Genomic DNA, 22,493 nt, shown 5'->3' with positions numbered 1-22,493 from the left:
GAGCGCTGTGGAATCCGATGGGCCGTGGTGGGCGATCTTCGTGGTCGCAGCAGGGGCGACGGTCGTCCTTGGGGTGATCCTTCTGTCTATGGTTGCCGCAGTTGCCCTGGGAGCAGGTTGGGTACGGCGGAGGCGCGGACGACAGTTCGGTGGCACGAACTCGCTTCCGTCAAAGTTCGACGGCACGCCCGATTCGCTGCCCAGGACATGTGCAGCCCTTCGTACGAACCCGAGGGGCATCCACGCGCCGGGTGCCCCTCGGGCCTCTAAGGTGAAGATCACTGGATACGCCCCCGCACACCCCGGGTACAGTGGCAGCCACATCAACAACACATCAAGAAATCTCCACAGGGTGTGCCGGGAAGTCTGGTCGGCAAGTGCATCAGCCATGCCATCGCTGCCGTACCGACCCGGAGGTCTCCACTCGTGGCCGCGCCCACCCCCACACCCCCGTCGTCCCGCCGCACCGTCCTCGGGCGCCTCCCCCTCCCCGAGCGGAACTACCTCGCGGACGCCCTGCGCACCGAGACCGTCGGTGGAGTCATCCTGCTGGTCGCCGCCATCGCGGCACTGGTCTGGGCGAACACCCTCGGCTCCAGTTACCGGGCCCTCAGCGACTTCCACTTCGGGCCGGGGTCCCTGGGGCTCAACCTCTCCGTGCAGCACTGGGCGGCCGACGGGCTGCTCGCGATCTTCTTCTTCGTCGCGGGCGTCGAGCTCAAGCGCGAACTGGTCGCTGGTGAGCTGCGCGATCCCAAGGCGGCCGCGCTGCCGGTCATCGCCGCCGTGTGCGGAATGGCCGTGCCGGCTGTCGTCTACACGCTGGTGACCGTGATCGGCGGCGGTTCGACCGCCGGATGGGCCGTCCCCACCGCCACCGATATCGCCTTCGCGCTCGCTGTGCTCGCGGTCATCGGCACCTCGCTGCCGTCCGCGCTCCGCGCCTTCCTGCTCACGCTCGCCGTCGTCGACGACCTCCTCGCGATCCTGATCATCGCGGTCTTCTTCACCGACGACATCGACCTCGCCGCACTCGCCGGCGCCTTCGTCGGCCTCGCCGTCTTCTACCTCCTGCTGCGCAAGAACGTGCGCGGCTGGTACGTCTACATCCCGCTCGCCCTGGTCATCTGGGGACTGATGTACAACAGCGGCGTCCACGCCACCATCGCCGGTGTCGCCATGGGGCTGATGCTGCGCTGCACTCGGCGCGAGGACGAGGAGCACTCCCCCGGCGAGCACATCGAGCACCTGATACGCCCGCTGTCGGCCGGTCTCGCCGTGCCACTGTTCGCGCTGTTCTCAGCCGGGGTGTCGCTTTCCGGCGACGCGGTGGCGAATGTCTTCACGCGGCCCGAGACGCTCGGTGTCGTGCTGGGGCTCGTCGTCGGCAAGACGGTCGGCATCTTCGGCGGTACGTGGCTGACCGCCCGCTTCACCAAGGCGGAGCTGAACAAGGACCTGACCTGGGCGGACGTCTTCGCGGTCGCCTCACTCGCCGGGATCGGCTTCACCGTCTCGCTGCTCATCGGCGAGCTGGCGTTCGGGGCCGACGCGTTCATCGAGAACGAGATCAAGGCCGCCGTGCTGCTGGGGTCGCTGATAGCGGCCATGTTCTCCGGTGTGCTGCTCAAACTCCGGGTACGTACCTACCGAGCGCTGTACGAGGCGGAGGAGCGCGACGAGGACGAGGACGGTGTGCCCGACATCTACGAACAGGACGATCCGGCGTACCACCTCCGGATGGCCGCGATCTACGAGAAGAAGGCCGCAGAACACCGACGCCTTGCCCAAGAGGCGGGGGTGGCGAGCGGCAAGCCGGACAGTCCGGCATGATCTGACACCAGATGTATTGAGCAGGAGAGCAGAAGAGGGAGTCAGGGATGAGCGACCCCGGCAACTACGCGGGCAGCGCCGACCGCAGTCTCGGGCAGCTGGTCGCCTCGGCGACGGCCGAGATGTCCGCGCTGGTGCACGACGAGATCGCCCTGGCCAAGGCCGAGGTGCGGCAGGACGTCAAGCGGGGTGTGACCGGCAGTGTGGCGTTCGTCGTCGCGGGAGTGCTGATCCTGTTCTCGTTGCCGGTGCTGAGCTTCGCGGCGGCGTACGGAATTCACAACCTGGGTCTCGGGCTCGCCTGGTCGTTCCTGATCGTGGGCGGCGCGTTCATTCTGCTGGCGATCGTGCTCGCGCTGATCTCCATGGCCAAGTTCAAGAAGGTCAAGCCGCCGGAGAAGTCGATCGCGTCGGCCAAGCAGTCGGCGGCCGTGCTGCAGGGCGTCAAGCCGCACCCGCGTCCGGCGATCACCGCGAGTGTCGGTCTCCCGGCCGTCACCGCCTCGGGCAGCACGCGGACGGAGAAGGCCGGAGCGAAGTCCGCGGTCAAGGACAAGGCGTCCCCTGTGGCACGCTCGTCCACATGACCGTCCCCGATTCCAGCGCATTCGGCCCCACAGGCCCCGGCCCGGGCTCCGGGTCGACAGGCCCCGGCTCAACAGGCCCTGGCTCCGGCAGTCCCGTACGGATCGACGGTCCCTGGATCCACCGGGATGTGGCAGCCAATGGGGCACGCTTCCACATCGCTGAACTGGGCGACGGCCCTCTGGTGCTGTTGCTGCACGGCTTCCCGCAGTTCTGGTGGACCTGGCGTCATCAGCTGACCGCGCTCGCCGACGCCGGGTTCCGTGCCGTCGCGATGGATCTGCGCGGGGTGGGCGGCAGCGACCGTACGCCGCGGGGGTACGACCCCGCCAACCTGGCTCTCGACGTCACCGGCGTGATCCGCTCGCTCGGCGAGCCGGACGCGGCGCTGGTCGGCCATGACATGGGCGGTTACCTCGCCTGGACAGCCGCGGTGATGCGGCCGAAGCTGGTGCGCCGACTCGTCGTCTCCTCGATGCCGCATCCGCGCCGCTGGCGGTCCTCGATGCTCTCCGACTTCGCTCAGTCCCGGGCGGGCTCGTACATCTGGGGTTTCCAGCGCCCCTGGGTGCCGGAGCGTCAGCTCGTGGCGGACGACGGGGCCTTGGTGGGCCGGCTGATGCGCGACTGGTCGGGACCGCGGACGCCCGAGTTCCCCAACGACGCGGCGGTGGACGTCTACCGGCGTGCAATGTGCATCCCCTCGACGGCGCACTGCTCGATCGAGCCGTACCGCTGGATGGTGCGCTCCATGGCGCGCCCGGACGGCATCCAGTTCAACCGCCGTATGAAGCGCCCGGTGCGGGTGCCGACGCTGCATCTGCACGGTTCGCTCGATCCGGTGACCCGTACGCGAAGTGCGGCGGGGTCCGGCGAGTACGTCGAAGCACCGTACCGTTGGCGACTTTTCGACGGTCTGGGGCACTTCCCGCACGAGGAGGATCCGGCCGGATTCTCGACCGAACTCATCAACTGGCTCAAGGATCCCGAGCCCGACCGGTAGCCCCGGGACGGACTCCGCGCGTGGCCGGACAGATGACTGGTCGCGACCATCCGGTGGCCGGAAGAGCACAGTTGTCCGACGAACAGCCAATTGCCTGGCGCATAGGCCAATTGGCTGGCGCCCGCACGATTACCGACCATGAGGCACGGGCAGACGTCGGGGTATGGGCTGGACGCACGACTTCGGTGACGCAGCACGCAATCGTCGCTCGACCGCTACGGCGGACCCGAGCATTCATGAGGGGGACGGCTCTCAGGGCCGGGTGCACGGTGTGCATGATCTGCATGATCCCCAGCTGGGCATTCCACACATTCTCCGCCGCCGGGCCCGCTGGGTCTCGGCGCGGCTGCGCCATCCCCGCGTATGACGCGGTCCTGAACTGATCACAGGGGCCGGCCCCGGGCCGGCCCCTGTCCGTTTCCCTACAGCGCGCACGCCTGGCTGTCGACCTGCTGGTTGGCGGTGCGGCCATGGGCGATGTCCTGGCGGATCTCGTCGGCCGTCAGGGCGTAGCCCGTGTCGGGGTCGTCCAGCGACTTGGCGAAGACGACCCCGTACACCTTGCCGTCGGGAGTCAGCAGCGGTCCGCCGGAGTTGCCCTGGCGGACCGTCGCGAAGAGCGAGTACACATCGCGGCGGACGGTGCCCCGGTGGTAGATGTCCGGACCGTCGGCGTCGATGCGGCCGCGGACGCGCGCGGAGCGTACGTCGTACGAGCCGTTCTCCGGGAAGCCCGCGACGATGGCGCTGTTCCCCGTCGCGGCATCGTGGTCCGTATCGGTGAACTTCAGCGGCTTCGCGTCGAGGTTCGGGACGTCGAGTACGGCGATGTCGCGCTGCCAGTCGTAGAGGACGACCTTCGCGTCGTACAGCCGCCCCTGGCCGCCGATCTGAACGGTCGGCTCGTCCACGCCGCCGACGACATGGGCGTTGGTCATCACCCGGCGATCGGAGAAGACGAAGCCGGTGCCTTCGAGGACCTTGCCGCAGCCCGGGGCCGTACCGACGACCTTGACGATGGACTGCTTGGCGCGGGCCGCGACGGGGCTGTCGGCCAGGGCCGGGTCCGGGGGCCTGACCTCGGTGATCGGCTCGTTGGCGAAGGGGCTGAAGACCTGCGGGAAGCCGTTCTGCGCGAGGACGGAGGAGAAGTCCGCGAACCAGTTGGAGGCCTGGGCGGGCATCACCCGGGAGACGCCGAGCAGCACCGAGGAGTTACGCACCTCCTTGCCCAGCGTCGGCAGCGACGTGCCCGCCAGCGCGGAACCGATCAGCCACGCCACCAGCAGCATCGCGACCACATTGACGAGTGCGCCGCCTGTCGCGTCGAGGGCGCGGGCGGGCGACCACGTGATGTACCGGCGGAGTTTGTTGCCGAGGTGAGTGGTGAACGCCTGGCCGACGGAGGCGCACACGATCACGATGATGACCGCGACCACGGCGGCCGTGGAGGAGACCTCGGAGCCGTCCGTCAGCTGATCCCACAGGACCGGCAGCAGATAGACGGCGACCAGGCCGCCGCCCAGGAAGCCGATGACCGACAGGATGCCGACGACGAAGCCCTGGCGGTAGCCGATCACTGCGAACCACACGGCGCCGGCCAGCAGCAGGATGTCCAGCACGTTCACCGTCTATTGCCTCGCAGATTCGTCACCGGACCCGTTCGATCGGCTGGACCGGGCAGGCCCGAACGGCCCAGCACGGGAGTCAGCCTGTCATGCGCGCCAGTCGAGTGGCACCTGCCTGGTCCGGTCCCAGGGGCGCTCCCAGCCGGCGAAGTGCAGAATGCGGTCGATCACGCCGGCGGTAAAACCCCAGACCAGTGCCGATTCGACCAGGAATGCCGGGCCTCGGTGACCGCTGGGGTGCACCGTCGTCACCCGATTGGCCGGATCAGTGAGATCCGCCACGGGAACCGTGAAGACCCGGGCAGTCTCGGCCGGATCGACGACCCCGACCGGGCTCGGCGCCCGCCACCAGCCCAGTACGGGCGTGACGACGAAACTGCTCACCGGGATGTAGAGCCGGGGCAGCACAGCGAAGAGCTGGACGCCGCGCGGATCCAGTCCGGTCTCCTCCTCGGCCTCCCGCAGAGCAGCCCTGAGCGGCCCTGCGGTCGCCTGATCGCCGTCCTCGGGGTCCAGGGCGCCCCCGGGGAAGGAGGGCTGTCCGGCGTGGGAACGCAGTGAGCCGGAGCGCTCCATCAGCAGCAACTGGGGTCCGCGCTCACCCTCACCGAACAGAACAAGGACGGCGGACTGCCGCCCGGCGCCGCTCTCGGGCGGCAGGAAGCGGCTGAGCTGCTGGGGCTCGATGGTCCGTGCGGCGCGGGCAACGGGCTCGAGCCACTCGGGCAGTCCCTCCGTCGAGACGGCGATCGCGTCGTCCCGGCCCACGCCTGCGGAGGGATCCTCCACGTGGCTCTGTTCGTGCGTCTTCATAGGCACCCCTCGTCTCACAACGCCTGCGGTCACGCATTTCGTTCCGGAAGGACGTCCCCGTCACCCGGCCCGCAGCGCCGGCGCGGGCTCGCCCGGATAGTCGGGTGGCGGGCTGAGCCGCTGGCCGGGCTGTCCGCCCATCTCGTACTTCAGGAGCTTCCGGGCCTTCTCGGGGTCCGTCTCGCCCTCGCCGTACGAGGGGCAGAGCGGGGCGATCGGACAGGCACCGCAGGCGGGCCTGCGGGCGTGGCAGATGCGGCGGCCGTGGAAGACGACGCGGTGCGAGAGCATCGTCCACTCGCTCTTGGGGAAGATCGCGGCGATCTCCGCCTCGATCTTCTCCGGGTCCTCCTGCTCCGTCCACTTCCAACGGCGGACCAGTCGGCCGAAGTGGGTGTCGACCGTGATGCCGGGGACACCGAAGGCATTACCGAGGACGACATTGGCGGTCTTGCGGCCGACGCCGGGCAGCGTGACCAGGTCCGCGAGCCGCCCCGGCACTTCACCGCCGAAGTTGTCCCTGAGGGACGCGGAGAGCCCTATCAGCGACTTGGCCTTGGCCCGGAAGAAGCCGGTCGGCCGGATGATCTCCTCCAGCTCCTCGGGAACGGCCGCCGCCATGTCCTCGGGGGTCGGGTAGGCGGCGAACAGAGCGGGGGTGGTCTGGTTGACCCTCAGATCGGTGGTCTGGGCGGAGAGGACCGTGGCGACCAGGAGTTCGAAAGGGTTCCGGAAGTCCAGCTCCGGGTGGGCGTACGGATAGACCTCGGCAAGCTCACGGTTGATCCGGCGGGCACGGCGGACCATCGCGAGGTGCGACTCCGGCTTCCCGGGCTTTCCCGGCTTCACCGGTGCCCCGGACGTCTTCACGGACACGTCGGCCTTCTTCGCGGCCCCCCCGGACTTCACAGACTTCACAGACTTCCCCGTCGGGCGTTTTGCGGCTTTTGTCGGTTGACTCGTAGACTGTTCGCCCACAGCGGAATCACGATCTTCCGACACCCCATCAGCCCCCTTGGCCTGCGCTCTCACCGGCTTGTTGGACACCCGACCAGCCTAGAGCCAGGCACTGACATCCGCCCCGGTCACTGTGGATCCACCCCCAATCGGCCCCCTGTCGCACGAAGGGGTGCGCCCGTGCGTCAAACTGGTTTGTGATTGATCGCACTGTTTTACCGTCCGGCATGATGGGGACCACGGTTCCCTGAACAGGCCGACAAGGAGAGAACTCGTGGACGACGTTCTGCGGCGCGCCCCGCTTTTCGCGGCGCTCGATGATGAGCAGGCCGCGGAGCTCCGCGCCTCGATGAGTGAGGTGACCCTCGCACGCGGCGACGCTCTCTTCCACGAGGGTGACCAGGGTGACCGCCTGTACGTGGTCACCGAGGGCAAGGTGAAGCTCCACCGCACGTCCCCCGACGGACGCGAGAACATGCTGGCCGTCCTCGGTCCCGGCGAGCTGATCGGCGAGCTGTCGCTCTTCGACCCGGGCCCGCGCACCGCCACCGCGACCGCGCTGACCGAGGTCAAGCTCCTCGGCCTCGGCCACGGCGACCTGCAGCCCTGGCTGAACGCCCGTCCCGAGGTGGCCACGGCCCTGCTGCGCGCCGTCGCCCGCCGACTGCGCAAGACCAACGACCAAATGTCCGACCTGGTCTTCTCCGACGTGCCGGGCCGTGTCGCCCGCGCCCTCCTCGACCTGTCGCGCCGGTTCGGCGTCCAGTCGGAGGAAGGCATCCACGTCGTCCACGACCTGACCCAGGAAGAGCTGGCCCAGCTGGTCGGCGCCTCCCGCGAGACGGTCAACAAGGCGCTCGCCGACTTCGCGGGCCGCGGCTGGCTGCGCCTCGAGGCGCGCGCCGTGATCCTGCTGGATGTGGAGCGTCTGGCGAAGCGTTCGCGCTAGCCGGACACCACCCCTCACGACGCGAGAGGCCCCGTCGTCCGGCGGGGCCTCTCGCGTCGTGAGGGGGCCTCGGCCACGCGTCAGCGCCGCGCAGCCTCGTCGTATCGGCGCCGCGGCCGCAACAGCGGCTCAGATCAGCCCGTGCTCGCCCAGATACTCCAGCTGCGCCCGCACCGACAGCTCCGCCGCAGGCCACAGCGACCGGTCCACGTCCGCATACACGTACGCCACCACCTCCGTGGCCGAGCGGTGCCCGGCCTCGACCGCCGTCTCCACCTGGGCGAGCCGGTGCGCGCGGTGGGCGAGATAGAACTCGACGGCGCCCTGCGCGTCGTCCAGGACCGGACCGTGCCCCGGCAGCACCGTGTGCACCCCGTCGTCGACCGTCAGCGAGCGCAGCCGTCGCAGCGAGTCGAGGTAGTCGCCTAGCCGCCCGTCCGGGTGTGCGACGAGCGTGGTGCCGCGCCCGAGGATCGTGTCGCCGGTCAGCACCACCCGGTCGGCGGGCAGATGGAAGGAGAGCGAGTCGGAGGTGTGTCCCGGGGTCGGGACCACCCGTAGTTCGAGCCCCCCGGTGGTGATCACGTCGCCGGTCGTCAGTCCCTCGTCCCCGAGCCGCAACGCCGGGTCCAGCGCCCGCACCTTCGTACGGGTCAGCTCGGCGAAGCGTGCCGCGCCCTCCGCATGGTCGGGGTGACCGTGAGTGAGGAGGGTGAGGCCGATCCGCCGGCCGGCGCGCTCGGCGGTGTCGATGACGGCCTGCAGATGGCTGTCGTCGAGCGGGCCCGGGTCGATGGCGACCGCGAGGTCGGAGTCGGGCTCCGCGACGATCCAGGTGTTGGTGCCGTCGAGCGTCATCGCCGAGGCGTTGGGTGCGAGGACGTTGACCGTGCGGACGGTCGCGGGGCCGGAGAGGACCCCGCCGCGCGGCTGCCCGGGCAGCGCTGTCGCATCGCTCATGCGCAACCATCTCCGGTCGGGATGTGCTTGGTGAACTCGTCGTGCCCAGGCCAACTCAGCACCAGTTCGCCGTCCTCCAGCCGGGCCTGCGCGAGTACGGGGGTGAGGTCCTGGGAGAACGAGGCCTTCAGCGCCTCGGCAGCGGTGGCGTACGGGCGCAGCTGACGCAGCGTCGACACGGTCGGCGGCATCATGAGCAGCTCGCCCCGGTCGTATCCGTCGGTGGCGTCCGCCGGGGAGATCCATAGCGCGAGGTCGGCCTCGGTGGAGGCGGAGGGGGCGCCTCCCGTGCTTTCAGGGCTGTGGGAGAGGGTGCGCTGCCCCTCGGGGAGCGCGGCGACGAAGAACCAGGTGTCGTAGCGCCGGGGTTCGAACTCGGGCGTGATCCAGCGCGCCCACGCCCCGAGCAGATCGGAGCGGAGTACGAGTCCGCGCCGGTCCAGGAACTCGGCGAAGGACAGCTCGCGGGCGACGAGTGCCTCGCGGTCCGCCTCCCAGTCCGCGCCCGTGGTGTCGCTGACCACGGTGCCGGCGGTCGGCCCGGCAAGAAGCACGCCCGCCTCCTCGAACGTCTCACGGACCGCCGCACAGACGATGGCCTGCGCCTCGGCGACCGTGCCGACCCCCAGCCGCTCGGCCCAGAGCTCCAGGGCGGGTCCGGCCCAGCCGACGAGGTGGTCGTCGTCGCGCGGGTCGACGCCGCCACCCGGATAGGCGTACGCACCTCCGGCAAAAGCCATGGAGGTGCGGCGGCGCAGCATGTGGACGGTGGGACCGCCCTCGGTGTCAGCGGGGTCCCGGAGCAGCATCACGGTGGCGGCGCGCCGGGGCGTCGCCGCCGTGAGCTCGCCTGCGGCGAGTGCCCGGATCCGGTCGGGCCATTCCGGTGGGTACCACTGACCATTGGACATGGGCGGAGGCTATCCGGAACCGCGACGATGTTCGAGAGGCATCAAGGAGCGCACGGGACACGACACGTCCCACGCGTGATCCCGGGACGCGAAACGCGTGGTCCCGCCCGGTCGTACGGACCGGACGGGACCACGGATCGTAAAAGCGCTCGCGCCCCAGCAGCGGCTCAGGCTCCGTCGAGCTCGACCTGTACCTCGACCTCGACCGGCGCGTCCAGCGGCAGCACCGCGACGCCCACGGCGCTGCGCGCGTGCACGCCCTTGTCGCCGAGGACCGCGCCCAGCAGCTCGCTCGCACCGTTGATCACGGCGGGCTGCCCGGTGAAGTCGGAGGCCGAGGCGACGAAGCCCACGACCTTCACGACCCGCTTGATCCGGTCCAGGTCGCCCGCGACCGACTTCACGGCGGCCAGCGCGTTGAGCGCGCAGGTCCTGGCCAGTTCCTTGGCCTCGTCCGGCGTGACCTCCGCACCGACCTTGCCGGTGACCGGAAGCTTGCCCTCCACCATGGGCAGCTGGCCCGATGTGTACACGTACACCCCGGACCGGACGGCCGGCTGGTACGAGGCGAGCGGCGGTACGACGTCCGGCAGCGTCAGCCCGAGTTCGGCGAGCTTCGCCTCGACGGCGCCCGCCACTATGCCTTCTCCCGCTTCAGGTAGGCCACGAGCTGCTCGGGGTTGTTCGGGCCGGGAACGACCTGGACCAGCTCCCAGCCGTCCTCGCCCCAGGTGTCCAGAATCTGCTTCGTCGCGTGCACGAGAAGCGGCACGGTCGCGTATTCCCACTTGGTCATAGGCCGACTGTAATGCCTGGCACGTACGGGCTCGTGCGTAGCCCGGGGCCGTACTGGTTAGGCTCGAATACGTGAGCAGGTTCCAGGTCGTCAGCGGCAAGGGTGGTACCGGTAAGACCACGGTCGCCGCCGCCCTCGCGCTCGCCCTCGCGACCGAGGGCAGGCGCATCCTCCTCGTCGAGGTCGAGGGCAGGCAGGGCATCGCCCAGCTCTTCGAGGCGGATTCCCTTCCGTACGAGGAGCGCAAGATCGCCGTCGCGCCGGGCGGCGGCGAGGTGTACGCCCTCGCGATCGACGCGGAGCGCGCGCTCCTCGACTACCTCCAGATGTTCTACAAGCTCGGCAGCGCGGGCCGGGCGCTCAAGAAGCTCGGTGCGATCGACTTCGCCACGACGATCGCACCCGGTGTACGGGACGTGCTGCTGACGGGCAAGGCCTGCGAAGCCGTACGCCGCAAGGACAAGCAGGGCCGGTACAGCTACGACTACGTGATCATGGATGCGCCGCCCACAGGCCGCATCACGCGCTTCCTCAATGTGAACGACGAGGTGGCGGGGCTGGCCCGGATCGGCCCGATACACAATCAGGCGCAGGCCGTGATGCGGGTGCTGAAGTCCCCGGAGACGGCTGTCCATCTGGTGACGCTGTTGGAGGAGATGCCGGTCCAGGAGACGGCGGACGGCATCACGGAACTGCGGGCGGCCGAACTGCCGGTGGGCCGGGTCATCGTGAACATGGTGCGGCCGCATCTGCTGGACGAGGACGCGCTGCGTACCGCCTCGGGGGGACGCCGCAAGGAGATCGCCAAGGCGCTGACCCGGGCGGGCGTGACCGGGTCAGCGGCGCTGGTACGTCCGCTGATCGAGCAGGCCTCCGAGCACGCCCAGCGGGTCGAGCTGGAGCGCGAGCAGCGCGCGGTCCTCGCGGATCTGGAGCTGCCGACCAACGAACTTCCGCTGATCGGCGAAGGCATGGACCTGCCCGGTCTGTACGACCTGGCGGTCGAACTCCGCAAGCAGGGCGTGGGCGAAGAGCCGGGCCAAGGGGTGGATGCATGAGAGCGGGTACGGAACCGGGCGCCGATGCGCGTACGGACGCCGGGACGGGCACAACCACGGGCACCGCGCCCGCGCTGGACACCGACGCGCTGCTCGACGATCCGGACATCCGGATCATCGTGTGCTGCGGTTCGGGCGGTGTCGGCAAGACCACGACCGCGGCGGCGCTGGGCGTACGGGCCGCCGAGCGCGGCCGCAAGGTCGTCGTCCTCACCATCGACCCGGCCCGCAGGCTCGCCCAGTCCATGGGCATCCTCTCGCTCGACAACGTCCCCCGCCGGGTGCCGGGCATCGAGAGCGCCGGTGAGGGCGGCGGTGAACTGCACGCCATGATGCTCGACATGAAGCGGACCTTCGACGAGATCGTCGAGGCACACGCGGACGGCGAGCGGGCGCGCGCGATCCTGGAGAACCCCTTCTACCAGTCCCTGTCGGCCGGTTTCGCGGGCACGCAGGAGTACATGGCGATGGAGAAGCTGGGGCAGCTGCGGGCGCGCAACGAGTGGGACCTGATCGTCGTCGACACCCCGCCGTCGCGTTCCGCGCTGGACTTCCTGGACGCGCCCAAGCGGCTCGGCTCGTTCCTGGACGGGAAGTTCATCAAGCTGCTGATGGCTCCGGCGAAGATGGGCGGCCGGGCCGGGATGAAGTTCCTCAACGTCGGCATGTCGATGATGACCGGGACGCTCGGCAAGCTGCTGGGCGGCCAGTTCCTGCGTGACGTACAGACGTTCGTCGCGGCGATGGACACCATGTTCGGTGGTTTCCGCACCCGGGCGGATGCCACGTACAGACTGCTGCAGGCGCCCGGCACGGCATTCCTCGTCGTCGCGACACCGGAGCGGGACGCGCTGCGCGAGGCCGCGTACTTCGTGGAACGGCTGGCCGCGGAGGACATGCCACTGGCCGGTCTGGTCCTCAACCGGGTCCACGGCAGCGACGCCGCCCGGCTCTCCGCCGAGGGCGCCCTGGCAGCCGCAGAAAATCTTGACGACATCGGCATTGTGGATCAGACCACCGGGAAGGCTGGACTTCGTGACCCGGCCGACTCGGCAGTCATCTCCCCCGAAGACCCCGAGTCGCCGCCCTCCCCCACCCGTTCCGAGCACACCCAGGATGCTGACACCGAACCAGACGCTGATGCCGTCTCCGTCGAGCAGCTGACCGCAGGCCTGCTGCGACTGCACGCTGAACGCATGCAGGTCGTCGCGCGCGAACAGCGCACCCGCGACCGCTTCACCGCACTGCACCCCGAGGTCGCCGTGACGGAAGTCGCGGCGCTGCCCGGAGACGTGCACGACCTCGCAGGACTGAGGGCCGTCGGGGACCGACTCGCGACCGATTCCGCTCCGGCCGGAGCTGCGTAACCCACCCGAACGGCGGGGTGGACCCCCGGCGGTCTACCCCACGGCGGCGTACGTCTCGTGCAGTTCGTCGTCCAGACCGATTGCCACCGGCAGGATGCCCGTGGAGCGCTCGTACTCACTGCGAGCGGTCTCCAGCAGCCGACGCCAGGACGTGACGGTGGGTCGCCTGCGCAGCAGCGCGCGACGCTCCCGTTCCGTCATTCCGCCCCACACGCCGAATTCGACGCGATTGTCCAGCGCATCGGCCAGGCACTCGGTCCGCACCGGGCAACCGGTGCACACCGCCTTGGCCCTGTTCTGCGCTGCCCCTTGTACGAACAGTTCATCCGGATCGGTAGTGCGGCAGGCTGCCTGCGCACTCCAGTCGGTTACCCAGCCCATCCCGGCGCCGTCCTCTCCCGAATCGAGGCTCCCCCACGGCGGTAGCGGCATATTCACCGCTGCCAGTTGAGGACGTTACGGAAGGTGGCGACAGCACAACACCCCCTTCGGGCCCAATCTTGGATGGCCCGAACGGACTATGCGTAAGCGGCAGATCACCCAGGGGAGTGAGGTGAGGACATACAAAAACATCCCCGAAAAATAGGGACAATTCACCTGAGCCACAAAGGACATTCAATGACACATGGGGCGAATTCGGGGGCGTCCGAGGCGGTGGCCGAAAGGTGATCGGGTCACGGCCGAATGCTGCATGGGGGTTGATACGGAACCGGACTGCTGTGACAGTTGGGAGCAGCTTAGGCCAAGGCATATACGCGTGTCCGGCGAATGAGAACGTAGGCTGCCCCCATGCCAAAGAACCGCTCGGGCGGGGGTCTCACCGCGACCCAGCAGGCCGCCAAGTTCCTCGGTGTCGCCGCACTCTCCGGAGTCGTGCTCGCGGGCATCGCGCTGCCGGCCGCAGGAGCTCTGGGGCTCGCCGCGAAGGGAACGGTCGAGGGATTCGACGAGATCCCGGCCAACCTCAAGACTCCACCGCTGAGCCAGCGCACCAAGATCCTGGACAGCAAGGGCGGCATGCTCGCGACGGTCTACTCGCGTGACCGCACCGTCGTTCCGCTGAAGGACATCTCGCCGTACATGCAGAAGGCGATCGTCGCGATCGAGGACGCCCGCTTCTACCAGCACGGGGCGATCGACCTCAAGGGCGTCCTGCGCGCGATGAACCGCAACGTACAGGCGGGCGGGACCGCGCAGGGCGCGTCGACCCTCACCCAGCAGTACGTGAAGAACGTCTTCGTCGAGGAGGCGGGCGACGACCCGGACAAGGTCGCGCAGGCCACCCAGCAGACGATTGGCCGCAAGGTCCAGGAGCTGAAGTACGCGATCCAGGTCGAGGAAGAGCTCGGCAAGAAGAAGATCCTGGAGAACTACCTCAACATCACGTTCTTCGGGCAGCAGGCCTACGGCGTCGAGGCAGCCTCCCAGCGCTACTTCTCCAAGTCGGCGAAGGACCTGAAGCTGGAGGAGGCCGCCCTGCTGGCCGGCATCGTCCAGTCACCGAGCCGCTACGACCCCGTCAACGACGCGGAGGAGGCGACCAAGCGTCGCAACACCGTGCTCCAGCGGATGGCGGATGTCGGGGACATCACTCGCACGGCGGCGAAGAAGGCGCAGGCGACGCCGATCAAGCTGAGGGTCAGCAAGCCGAAGAACGGCTGCATCACGGCCGTCAACGGGGCCTCCTTCTTCTGTGACTACGTCCGCAAGGTCTTCCTCGCCGACCCGGTCTTCGGCAAGACGAAGGAGGAGCGGGCCAAGGTCTGGAACCAGGGCGGCCTCACGGTCCGCACGACGCTCGACCCGCAGGCGCAGGAGGGCGTGCAGACCTCGATCAAGAGTCACGTCTACAAGACGGACAAGGTCGCCACCGCCGTGACGCTGGTTCAGCCCGGCACCGGAAAGATCATGGGCATGGGTCAGTCCAAGCCGTACGGTTTCGGGGCGAACGAGACCCAGTACAACTACTCCGTCAACAAGGACATGGGCGGCTCGAACTACGGCTTCCCGACCGGGTCGACGTTCAAGCCGTTCGTGGCCGCCGCGGCCATAGCGCAGGGGAAGCCCGCCACCCAGGTCTACTCGTCGCCGTACGAGATGCCCTATCCGACAGTGAGCACCTGCGACAAGCCGTATGTGAACCTGAACGGTGAGCGGGTTCCGAACGAGGACGAGTCGGAGCGCGGTCCGTACGCGCTGAAGGAGGCGATGGCGAAGTCCGTCAACACCTACTTCATCCAGATGGTGCAGGACATCGGCCTCTGCCCCGTGATGCAGATGACGGACAAGCTCGGCGTGGTCCAGGGCAACGGTGAAAAGCTCCCCCAGTCCCCCGCCATCGCACTCGGCTCGAAGGGGCTCTCCCCGCTGACGATGGCCAGTGCGTACGCCGCTTTCGCCAACCGCGGCACGTACTGCACGCCGGTCGCCATCGAGTCGGTCAGGACCGCGGACGGCACCTCGCTCCCCGTACCGAAGACCAGCTGCTCACAGGCGATGTCGCAGACGACGGCCGACACCATCAACACCCTGCTGCGCGGTGTGATCGACTCCGGTACCGGTCAGCAGGCCGGACTGCAGAACCGCGACAACGCGGGCAAGACGGGTACGACCGACTTCCGTAAGAACGCGTGGTTCGTCGGCTACACGCCGAACATGTCCGGCGCGGTCTGGGTCGGCAGCCCGTCCCAGAGCGTCGAGATGGAACGCATCACCATCGGTGGCGTGTACCAGGACAAGGTGTACGGCGGTCAGGTCCCCGGACCGATCTGGCGCGACGCCATGACGAACGCCCTCAACGGACTGCCCACCCCGTCCTTCAACACCGTCGACATCCCGGATCCGCCGGACGACACGCACGAGGGCGGGGACAGGGGCCGGGACAGGGGGCGGGACAACGGTGACGGCAACGACCCGTTCCCCGGCATCAGCATCCCGCCGGACCTCCTCGGCGGCAACAACGGAGCCCAGCGCCCGGGTCACGGCGGCACGAAGGGTCCCTGACCGGCCGCTCGGCCCATGAACGAGGAGGTGGGGTGACCCGGAATGTTCCGGGTCACCCCACCTCCTCGTATGTACGGTCCGGTCCGCTCAGCCCGCGAGGAGCTTCTTCACCGCGGCGGCCACCCGGCCGCCGTCCGCGCGCCCCGCGACCTTCGGGTTCACGATCTTCATGACGGCGCCCATCGCCCGCGGCCCCTCGGCGCCTGCGGCCTTCGCCTCATCGACCGCCGACGAGACGATCTCACCCAGCTCGTCGTCACTGAGCTGCTTCGGCAGGTACGCGTCGAGCAGCTCGCCCTCCGCCTTCTCCCGCTCGGCCTGCTCCGTCCGGCCGCCCTGGGCGAAGGCCTCGGCCGCCTCACGGCGCTTCTTCGCCTCCTTGGCAATGACCTTCTGCACCTCGTCGTCGGAGAGCTCACGCGACGTCTTGCCGCTGACCTCCTCCTTGGTGATCGCGGTGAGGGTCAGCCGGAGCGTCGACGAGGTCAGCTCGTCGCGCGCCTTCATGGCCGTGGTGAGGTCTTCCTTGAGCTTGGACTTGAGCGTGGTCATGTGCTGATTGTGGCAGGTGCGGGGTGGCCACCGCCCGCCGGTTTTCCTGTCGCCGCATTGTGTCTGCGACGATGGGCGCATGCGCGCACGCTACGGAGTACCCCTGAAAGTCACGGCAGTCGGCGCAGCGGTCGGTGCCGCCGGGCTCGTTTACGCGGCTGGTTTCGAAGCCCGCTCGTTCCGGCTCCGACGGGTCACCGTCCCCGTACTCCCGCACGGGGCACGCCCGTTGCGCGTGCTGCAGGTCTCCGACATCCACATGGTGAGCGGCCAGCGCAAGAAGCGCGGCTGGCTGCAGTCGCTGGCCGGCCTGCGCCCTGACTTCGTCGTCAACACCGGCGACAATCTCTCCGACCCGGCGGCCGTACCGGAGCTGCTGGACGCACTCGGTCCGCTGATGGAGTTCCCGGGCGTGTACGTCTTCGGCTCCAACGACTACTACGGCCCCAAGCTCCGTAACCCGGCCCGCTACCTCTTCGAAAAGACCCAGGGCAAGCACGGCCTCAACGGCAACGCCCCCGCGGTCGGCGTCGTCCACAACCCGTGGGAGCCGATGCGCGACGCTTTCGACGAGGCGGGCTGGCTGGACCTGAGCAACACCCGGGGCCGCCTCAAGCTCGACGGCCTGGAGCTCGCCTTCACCGGCCTCGACGACCCTCACATCAAGCGCGACAGGTACGCCGAGGTCTCGGGCGGCCCCGAAACGGGCGCCGACCTCTCCATCGGCGTGGTCCACGCCCCGTACCTGCGCACCCTCGACGCCTTCACCGCGGACGGCTACCCGCTGATCCTGGCAGGTCACACCCATGGCGGCCAGCTCTGCATCCCCTTCTACGGGGCCCTGGTCACCAACTGCGACCTGGACACGGACCGGGTCAAGGGGCTCTCCAGCCACACGGTCGGCGACCGGCGCGCCTACCTCCACGTCTCCGCAGGCTGCGGTACCAACCGCTACACCCCGGTCCGCTTCGCCTGCCCGCCCGAGGCGACCCTGCTGACGCTGACGCCCCGCGACTGACACCCCGGGCCGCCTCGCCCACCGGGGCAGAAACCGGATTTCGTCTCCGGGCGCCGGTGGGCTAAAGTAATCGATGTCGCGGGGAGACCGGCGGCGATCGGGGTGTAGCGCAGCTTGGCAGCGCGCTTCGTTCGGGACGAAGAGGTCGTGGGTTCAAATCCCGCCACCCCGACAGCTGAAACACCAGGTGAGGCACCTACTAACACTAGTAGGTGCCTCACCTGTTTTCGTGTGCGTGACTATCTGCGTGACTACGGTTACGGATCGGCCTTGAAGATGCCGTCCATGGCCACTGCTCCCGTCTGGATCAGCGGGCGGATCTGCTTCCCGTAGACCTCCTCGGTGACGGCCGTCCCGGAGTGCCCAACCAAACGCGAGATCTCTTCAAGCGGCACGCCACTGACCGACAGCAGGGAAACGAAACTGTGCCGGAGTTCCCGTGGGGTCCCACCCGGCAGGGCCGAGCCCGTCCACCCCGGTGATCGCCTGCCGAAAGGCTCGCCGGACCTTCGAGGAATCGAGCGCCTTGCCAACAGCCGAGGAGAACACAAGTCCGCGCTCCTCCCAGTCATCGCCAGCCGCACGATGGTCCCGGCCCTGGTCTTCACAGTGCTGCCACAGCACGTCCACGCAGCGAGCCGGAAGGGCGATCGTGCGCCTTGACTTCCGGTCTTGGTGTCGCCCCCAGTTCGTACCGAACGCCAGACCGCAATAGGCGGCGGGACAGGCGGAGCCGCGTTCGGATCTCCCCTGAGGAAGACGTGGTCCCAGGTCAAAGCCCTCAGCGCTTCCGTGCGCGCCGGCAGCCCGGCCGCCGCCTTGGCCATGGTCTTCAAGCTGGTGGCCGTGTCGGAGCCTGTGTCGAACGCGGCCTGCTGGTCGAGCGCCGGGACCGGGTGGCGTAAGGCAGGCATTCGGCGTGCCGGGCGGACTCCGAACGCCCGCCGCGCTGCCTGAGCCGACGGGTAGGGTCCGTGCCGACAGTCAAGGGCCGGGGAAGGGCAGGAGCTGGGGTGGGCGCGTCATCGTGGCAGTACATCGAGCCTTATGCCGAAGATGTCGCGGCGGCCTTGGCCACCACGCGACAGCGCGAGTTCGAGAGGCTCTTCATCCACGGAACCCACTGGGTCGGGTTGCAGCCCGCAGGCCAGTCGTTCACTTCTGTTGACGACCTCGATGACCTCTGGGAAGACGAGACCTTCGGCGGCGAAGGAACGCACACGATCATCGACGTGTGGGAGGTGATCGACGCCGAGGCCTACGACGATTCCCACACCGTGCGCCCGCTGTCGGACGAGGAATCCATGGAGCTCTTCGGAAGCGCGGAGCCGACCCGAGGAGATTTCGAACGAGCCCAGGAGCACTACGCCGCACGGCACCCCGGCTCGGACGGACTGTGGGACATGCCGCGCTGGTCAGCGTGGTGCAGGCCATTGAAGGATGCCGATGGGGCGAACACGGTGATCGCCTTTTGGGGCAGGTCCGGCGACTAAAGGCCATGGCTTGAACCACAGATCTCGACTATTGCTCGGGCGTGATCGGCTCCCCCGGCTTACGTACTGGAGGCAACACACTCCACGGGAAGTTGATCCACTCGACGGACAGCAGAGAGTCCCGGCCGTGCCGCTCTCGTGCCAGAACAGGCGGGGACTCACGGCGAACCGCAGAGCCAAGGGGAGCAACCGCAGGAGGCCGGCCAGGGGAAGGAATTCGCAGGTCACGCCCATGGTCACCCAACCTCGCTCCTCAAGCGGTGCTCGCGACGAGTCTCACCAAAGCACGAGCGCCCTCCCGGGCCGTCCTGGGGCCGTGGAAGGGCGCTCAACGATGACCAACGTCGACAACTGCCGACAACTGCCGACAACTCAGCAGCAGGTCAGGGCGTTGATCGATAAGACGGCCGCAGGTCACGGCCGCCGATGGTCAGTCGTGGCTGATCAGACGGGGATCCAGTCAGGCCACTGTGGCGGGACGTTACTCACGGGGCAGAGGCCAGAGTCGCCGGGATAGCCGTCCAGCGTCCCTTGGGTCGCGAAGAACCACCATGCCGGCCACACCGTCGCAACGACCACCAGTAGCGTCGGCAGTGAAACGCGGACCGCCGTTGGCGCGCGAAGCACCAGGCGTCGGCCGATGGCCCGCGCCACGAGTCCAACGAGTGCTTCGGATCCCACGACCAGAGGGAGCAAGAAGTTGAGTGCGAAGCGTCCGCCGGCTTCGTAACCCGCGTCGCAGTACGCGCGCGCCCAGACGGTCAGCGACCAGGCGACGAAGCCCATAGCAGCTCCGAACAATGCGGAGACCGCCCAGGGGAGACAGGAGTTGGATCTTGGCTTGGCTGTGTCCACGCCATGACACGACATCGAACACACCGTTCACGGTTCCGAGATGGGCGGGGGGGTGTCTGACTGCGTGACAACGCCGACAGACTGCGTGACAACGCCGACAGACAGAGGCGGACAACCACGCACACCTCTGGACCGTCACCGTAGGTGACAAGGGGGCCAGCCGAGCGGTGGCAGGCACCGTTGTCGGTCAGCACCCGCTCCCCGGTGATCCCGGCCTGACCGAGGAAAAGGGACCGCTGCCAGAAGCCGGTGGCAGTTTCCCTCTTCTCGCCGGTGAGGATCTCGCCGTGGGCGATGATCCGGCGCTCGGCGCGGGCCGGGCCGTCATCGCGGGGCCTGGACGCGCTCCGCTGCAGGGGCGCGGCGGCCGGCCGTGGTCGACCGAGCAACGGGCAAGCCGCAGCCCCCGGTTCCGGTCGGGTGCTCGTCACGGTCAGGCAGGAGGGCCTTCCGGCCACCCGTGCGGATGTCGCCATCCACACCGGGCGTGCCAGAAGACCCTCATCCCTTTCGGTCGGGGCCCTCTCTGTCAGCCTTGGGTGAGACGTCACCGCGAGGCGAGCGTGTGCGGCGCGGTCTCCTCGTGATCGCTCTCCGTCTCCTCGCGGCTCATGGCACTCGGCCACCACATCCGGCGACCGATGTCGTACGTCAGGGCGGTGACGAGGACAGAGCGCACCACGAAGGTGTCGAGGAGTACGCCGAACGCGACCGCGAAGCCGATTTCCACGCCGAAGACCAGTGGCAGCGTCGTGAGCGCGGCGAAGGTTCCGGCGAGCACGATGCCCGCGGATGTGATCACGCCGCCGGTGGCGTTCAGTCCGCGCAGCGCTCCGCGCCGGGTGCCGTGGACCTTGGATTCCTCGCGCACCCGCGTCATCAGGAAGATGTTGTAGTCGACTCCCAGGGCGATGAGGAAGACGAAGATCCACAGGGGAATCGCCGGGTCGGATCCGGCGAACCCGAAAACGTGCTGGAAGAACAGGAAGCTCACACCGAGCGCCGCCGCGAACGACAGCACGACCGTGCCGAGCAGGATCAGCGGTGCGACGAAGGCACGCAGCAGCAGGCCGATGATGAGCGCCACGACGGCCAGGACGAGCGGGACCAGCAGGTTCCGGTCGTGGTTGGCGGCCCTCCCGTAGTCGAGGTTGATCGCACTGCCTCCACCGACCTTGGCCTCCGCGCCGGGGACGGCGTGCACCCGGTCACGCACCCGGTCGATGCTCGCGAACGCCGCCTTGGTGTTCGCGGCAGCTGTCAGCGTGCCTTCCAGGTAGACGTGGCCACCCTTCACCACCGGCTCGGTGACGTCCGTGATCCCGGGCGTGGCGGCCAGGGCGGACCGTAGCGGTTCAGCCGCACCGGCGGTGCCGATGACCTGGACGGGATCGCCGCCGCCCGCCGGGAAGTGCAGGGCCATCACCCGCTCACCGACGACGGCTTCAGGCGTGCCGGTGAAGGCGTCCTTCTGCTGCATGTCGTTCGTCTTGAACCCGATCACGCCGAACGCCAGCACACCGAGCACGAGCGAGGTACCGATCCAGATGGCGCGCGGCCGGCGTCCCACCACGCGCCCGATCCGCGTCCACGTGCCGCGTTCCGCCGGCTCCGCAGAGCCGAACGCCGGCCGGGCCGGCCAGAACACCCAGCGCCCGAGGATGACGAGGAGAGCCGGAAGCAGTGTCATCATCGCGGCCAGAGAGCTCGCGACGCCGATGGCCATCGAGGGCCCCAGGCTCTGGGTCGAGTTGAGCTCGGCCACGAGGAAACACAGCAGGCTCAGGACCAGCGTCGCGCCACTGGCGATGATGGCCGACCCGGCGTGCCGCAGCGCGGCCGCCATCGCCTCATGCCGATCCTCATGGCGGCGCAGTTCTTCGCGGTAGCGGGCGATGAGCAGGAGGGCATAGTCGGTGCCCGCGCCGAAGACGAGCACGGTGAGGACGAACTCGGTGTCCGAGGCCACCGTCAGGCCCGCGTGCCGGGCGAAGAGGTAGATCGTCGCCTGCGCGACGATCAACGCCACGCCCACGCAGATCAGCGGGACGACCCACAGCACCGGGCTGCGATAGGTGAACAGCAGGATGATGATGACGATCGCGATCGTGAGGAAGAGCAGCGCCTTGTCGGTGCCCGAGAAGGCGTCGGCCTGGTCCGCGGAGTAGCCCGCGGGTCCGGTGACCTGCGCGGTGAGGCCGGGATGGGAGTGGGCGATCGACCGGATCTTCCTGACGGCGTCCGCTGTCTCGTTCGAGCCCGTCTGCCCGCCGGTCCCGGTCTGGATGGGGACGGCGATCTGGATCGCCCGGCCGTCCTTCGCGAGCGTCGGGCCGACGATGGGCGTGGTCACGTGCGCTACTTGTGCGAAGCGCCGGGAGTCCGCCGTGGCCGCCGCCTCGTCCTCCGCGGTGACGGCGCCATCGGCGCGCTCATAGATGACGACCGCCATGCTGATGTCCGGCGTGAACTTCTTCGCCAGCAGAACGGCCTGGGTCGACTCGGCGTTCTTCGGCAGGAACGTGTACACATCGTTCTGCTGGACGCTGGTGAACTTGCCGCTGAACATGCTGCCGACGATCACCAGGCCGATCCAGAACACGAGGACGGCCCATTTGGCCTTCCGGCCGGACGAAAGTGCTAATACTCGCATGGGAACTCCGTTGAATTGATTCAACCAAGGCGGATGCCGACTGCCTGAAGAAGGTCGAT

At 68.6% G+C, this 22,493-nt stretch carries 21 protein-coding genes, 1 tRNA gene and 2 pseudogenes; 11 read left to right on the top strand and 13 right to left on the bottom strand.

Annotated features, from left to right (window positions below; genetic code table 11):
* The first annotated feature begins 426 nt into the window (after window positions 1-426).
* The 4 genes from nhaA (at window position 427) to AB0I23_RS15545 (ending at window position 3,788) form a co-directional block, all read left to right on the top strand.
* Window positions 427-1,833 (top strand): Na+/H+ antiporter NhaA, encoded by a 1,407-nt coding sequence (gene nhaA / locus AB0I23_RS15560; protein WP_359109706.1) that lies wholly within the window; start codon window positions 427-429, stop codon window positions 1,831-1,833.
* Window positions 1,834-1,880: 47 nt separating this feature from the next.
* Window positions 1,881-2,420 carry a phage holin family protein gene (locus AB0I23_RS15555; protein WP_359109705.1) on the top strand — a complete coding sequence of 180 codons (540 nt, stop codon included), beginning with the start codon at window positions 1,881-1,883 and terminating at the stop codon, window positions 2,418-2,420.
* Window positions 2,417-3,421, top strand: coding sequence for an alpha/beta fold hydrolase (locus AB0I23_RS15550; RefSeq protein ID WP_359109704.1), 1,005 nt, complete (start codon window positions 2,417-2,419; stop codon window positions 3,419-3,421). Before AB0I23_RS15555 ends, AB0I23_RS15550 begins: the two co-directional genes overlap by 4 nt.
* 163 nt (window positions 3,422-3,584) lie before the next feature.
* Entirely contained in the window at window positions 3,585-3,788 is a 204-nt protein-coding gene (locus AB0I23_RS15545) for a hypothetical protein (RefSeq protein WP_359109703.1), read from the top strand.
* A 55-nt stretch (window positions 3,789-3,843) separates the two neighbouring features.
* On the opposite strand, the gene AB0I23_RS15540 is transcribed toward AB0I23_RS15545, so the two are convergent.
* From AB0I23_RS15540 to nth, 3 genes are all read right to left on the bottom strand, one after another.
* Window positions 3,844-5,049, bottom strand: coding sequence for a MarP family serine protease (locus AB0I23_RS15540; protein ID WP_359109702.1), 1,206 nt, complete (start codon window positions 5,047-5,049; stop codon window positions 3,844-3,846).
* An 87-nt stretch (window positions 5,050-5,136) separates the two neighbouring features.
* On the bottom strand, window positions 5,137-5,862 hold the full coding sequence (locus AB0I23_RS15535; RefSeq protein ID WP_359109701.1) for an NUDIX hydrolase: 726 nt from the start codon (window positions 5,860-5,862) through the stop codon (window positions 5,137-5,139).
* Window positions 5,863-5,922: 60 nt separating this feature from the next.
* Entirely contained in the window at window positions 5,923-6,840 is a 918-nt protein-coding gene (gene nth, locus AB0I23_RS15530; protein WP_436846934.1) for an endonuclease III, read from the bottom strand.
* Window positions 6,841-7,093: 253 nt separating this feature from the next.
* Here nth and AB0I23_RS15525 point away from each other — a divergent pair, with 253 nt between their 5' ends.
* On the top strand, window positions 7,094-7,768 hold the full coding sequence (locus tag AB0I23_RS15525; RefSeq protein ID WP_030925113.1) for a Crp/Fnr family transcriptional regulator: 675 nt from the start codon (window positions 7,094-7,096) through the stop codon (window positions 7,766-7,768).
* Window positions 7,769-7,897: 129 nt separating this feature from the next.
* On the opposite strand, the gene AB0I23_RS15520 is transcribed toward AB0I23_RS15525, so the two are convergent.
* The 4 genes from AB0I23_RS15520 to AB0I23_RS15505 all read right to left on the bottom strand — a co-directional run bounded on the left by AB0I23_RS15520 (window position 7,898) and on the right by AB0I23_RS15505 (window position 10,435).
* Window positions 7,898-8,728, bottom strand: a complete 831-nt coding sequence (locus AB0I23_RS15520; protein WP_359109699.1) for an MBL fold metallo-hydrolase — start codon at window positions 8,726-8,728, stop codon at window positions 7,898-7,900.
* Window positions 8,725-9,639: an NUDIX hydrolase gene (locus AB0I23_RS15515; RefSeq protein ID WP_359109698.1), complete on the bottom strand. Its 915-nt coding sequence runs from the start codon at window positions 9,637-9,639 to the stop codon at window positions 8,725-8,727. The genes AB0I23_RS15520 and AB0I23_RS15515 overlap by 4 nt, the downstream gene beginning before the upstream one ends.
* 167 nt (window positions 9,640-9,806) lie before the next feature.
* Entirely contained in the window at window positions 9,807-10,277 is a 471-nt protein-coding gene (locus AB0I23_RS15510; RefSeq protein ID WP_037690816.1) for a RidA family protein, read from the bottom strand.
* On the bottom strand, window positions 10,277-10,435 hold the full coding sequence (locus tag AB0I23_RS15505; RefSeq protein ID WP_003967454.1) for a DUF4177 domain-containing protein: 159 nt from the start codon (window positions 10,433-10,435) through the stop codon (window positions 10,277-10,279). The genes AB0I23_RS15510 and AB0I23_RS15505 overlap by 1 nt, the downstream gene beginning before the upstream one ends.
* A 71-nt stretch (window positions 10,436-10,506) precedes the next feature.
* Between AB0I23_RS15505 and AB0I23_RS15500 the strand changes: the two genes are divergently transcribed.
* On the top strand, window positions 10,507-11,493 hold the full coding sequence (locus AB0I23_RS15500) for an ArsA family ATPase (protein ID WP_359109697.1): 987 nt from the start codon (window positions 10,507-10,509) through the stop codon (window positions 11,491-11,493).
* Window positions 11,490-12,860, top strand: coding sequence for an ArsA family ATPase (locus AB0I23_RS15495; RefSeq protein ID WP_359109696.1), 1,371 nt, complete (start codon window positions 11,490-11,492; stop codon window positions 12,858-12,860). The genes AB0I23_RS15500 and AB0I23_RS15495 overlap by 4 nt, the downstream gene beginning before the upstream one ends.
* A 33-nt stretch (window positions 12,861-12,893) precedes the next feature.
* Here the strand turns inward: AB0I23_RS15495 and AB0I23_RS15490 are convergent, their stop codons facing one another.
* A complete protein-coding gene (locus AB0I23_RS15490) occupies window positions 12,894-13,241 on the bottom strand; it encodes a WhiB family transcriptional regulator (protein ID WP_037690812.1) in 348 nt (115 codons plus the stop codon).
* 408 nt (window positions 13,242-13,649) lie between these two features.
* On the opposite strand from AB0I23_RS15490, the gene AB0I23_RS15485 reads away from it, so the two are divergent.
* Window positions 13,650-15,863 (top strand): transglycosylase domain-containing protein, encoded by a 2,214-nt coding sequence (locus AB0I23_RS15485; RefSeq protein WP_359109695.1) that lies wholly within the window; start codon window positions 13,650-13,652, stop codon window positions 15,861-15,863.
* Between the two features lie 87 nt (window positions 15,864-15,950).
* Here the strand turns inward: AB0I23_RS15485 and AB0I23_RS15480 are convergent, their stop codons facing one another.
* On the bottom strand, window positions 15,951-16,415 hold the full coding sequence (locus tag AB0I23_RS15480; RefSeq protein WP_359109694.1) for a GatB/YqeY domain-containing protein: 465 nt from the start codon (window positions 16,413-16,415) through the stop codon (window positions 15,951-15,953).
* 79 nt (window positions 16,416-16,494) lie between these two features.
* Here AB0I23_RS15480 and AB0I23_RS15475 point away from each other — a divergent pair, with 79 nt between their 5' ends.
* Window positions 16,495-17,433, top strand: a complete 939-nt coding sequence (locus AB0I23_RS15475) for a metallophosphoesterase (RefSeq protein ID WP_359109693.1) — start codon at window positions 16,495-16,497, stop codon at window positions 17,431-17,433.
* Window positions 17,434-17,531: 98 nt separating this feature from the next.
* Window positions 17,532-17,605 (top strand) — tRNA-Pro (locus AB0I23_RS15470).
* An 85-nt stretch (window positions 17,606-17,690) separates the two neighbouring features.
* On the opposite strand, the pseudogene AB0I23_RS15465 reads toward AB0I23_RS15470, so the two are convergent.
* A pseudogene (locus AB0I23_RS15465) lies at window positions 17,691-18,239 on the bottom strand (tyrosine-type recombinase/integrase); the annotation flags it as partial.
* Window positions 18,240-18,446: 207 nt separating this feature from the next.
* Here AB0I23_RS15465 and AB0I23_RS15460 point away from each other — a divergent pair.
* The gene (locus AB0I23_RS15460) at window positions 18,447-18,926 is read left to right on the top strand and encodes a hypothetical protein (protein WP_359109692.1); all 480 of its coding nucleotides are present in this window, start codon (window positions 18,447-18,449) and stop codon (window positions 18,924-18,926) included.
* Between the two features lie 444 nt (window positions 18,927-19,370).
* On the opposite strand, the gene AB0I23_RS15455 is transcribed toward AB0I23_RS15460, so the two are convergent.
* The 3 genes and pseudogenes from AB0I23_RS15455 to AB0I23_RS15445 all read right to left on the bottom strand — a co-directional run bounded on the left by AB0I23_RS15455 (window position 19,371) and on the right by AB0I23_RS15445 (window position 22,434).
* A complete protein-coding gene (locus tag AB0I23_RS15455) occupies window positions 19,371-19,712 on the bottom strand; it encodes a hypothetical protein (protein WP_359109827.1) in 342 nt (113 codons plus the stop codon).
* A 230-nt stretch (window positions 19,713-19,942) separates the two neighbouring features.
* Window positions 19,943-20,077: pseudogene (locus AB0I23_RS15450) on the bottom strand (IS481 family transposase); the annotation flags it as partial.
* A 251-nt stretch (window positions 20,078-20,328) separates the two neighbouring features.
* Window positions 20,329-22,434, bottom strand: a complete 2,106-nt coding sequence (locus AB0I23_RS15445; protein ID WP_436846944.1) for an MMPL family transporter — start codon at window positions 22,432-22,434, stop codon at window positions 20,329-20,331.
* Between the last annotated feature and the right edge of the window lie 59 nt (window positions 22,435-22,493).

Source organism: Streptomyces atratus (assembly GCF_040655115.1).
Classification (GTDB): Bacteria; Actinomycetota; Actinomycetes; order Streptomycetales; family Streptomycetaceae; genus Streptomyces; species Streptomyces atratus_D.
The sequence above is the reverse complement of the archived record's forward strand: the minus strand, read 5'-3'. Positions and strand labels throughout refer to the sequence as shown.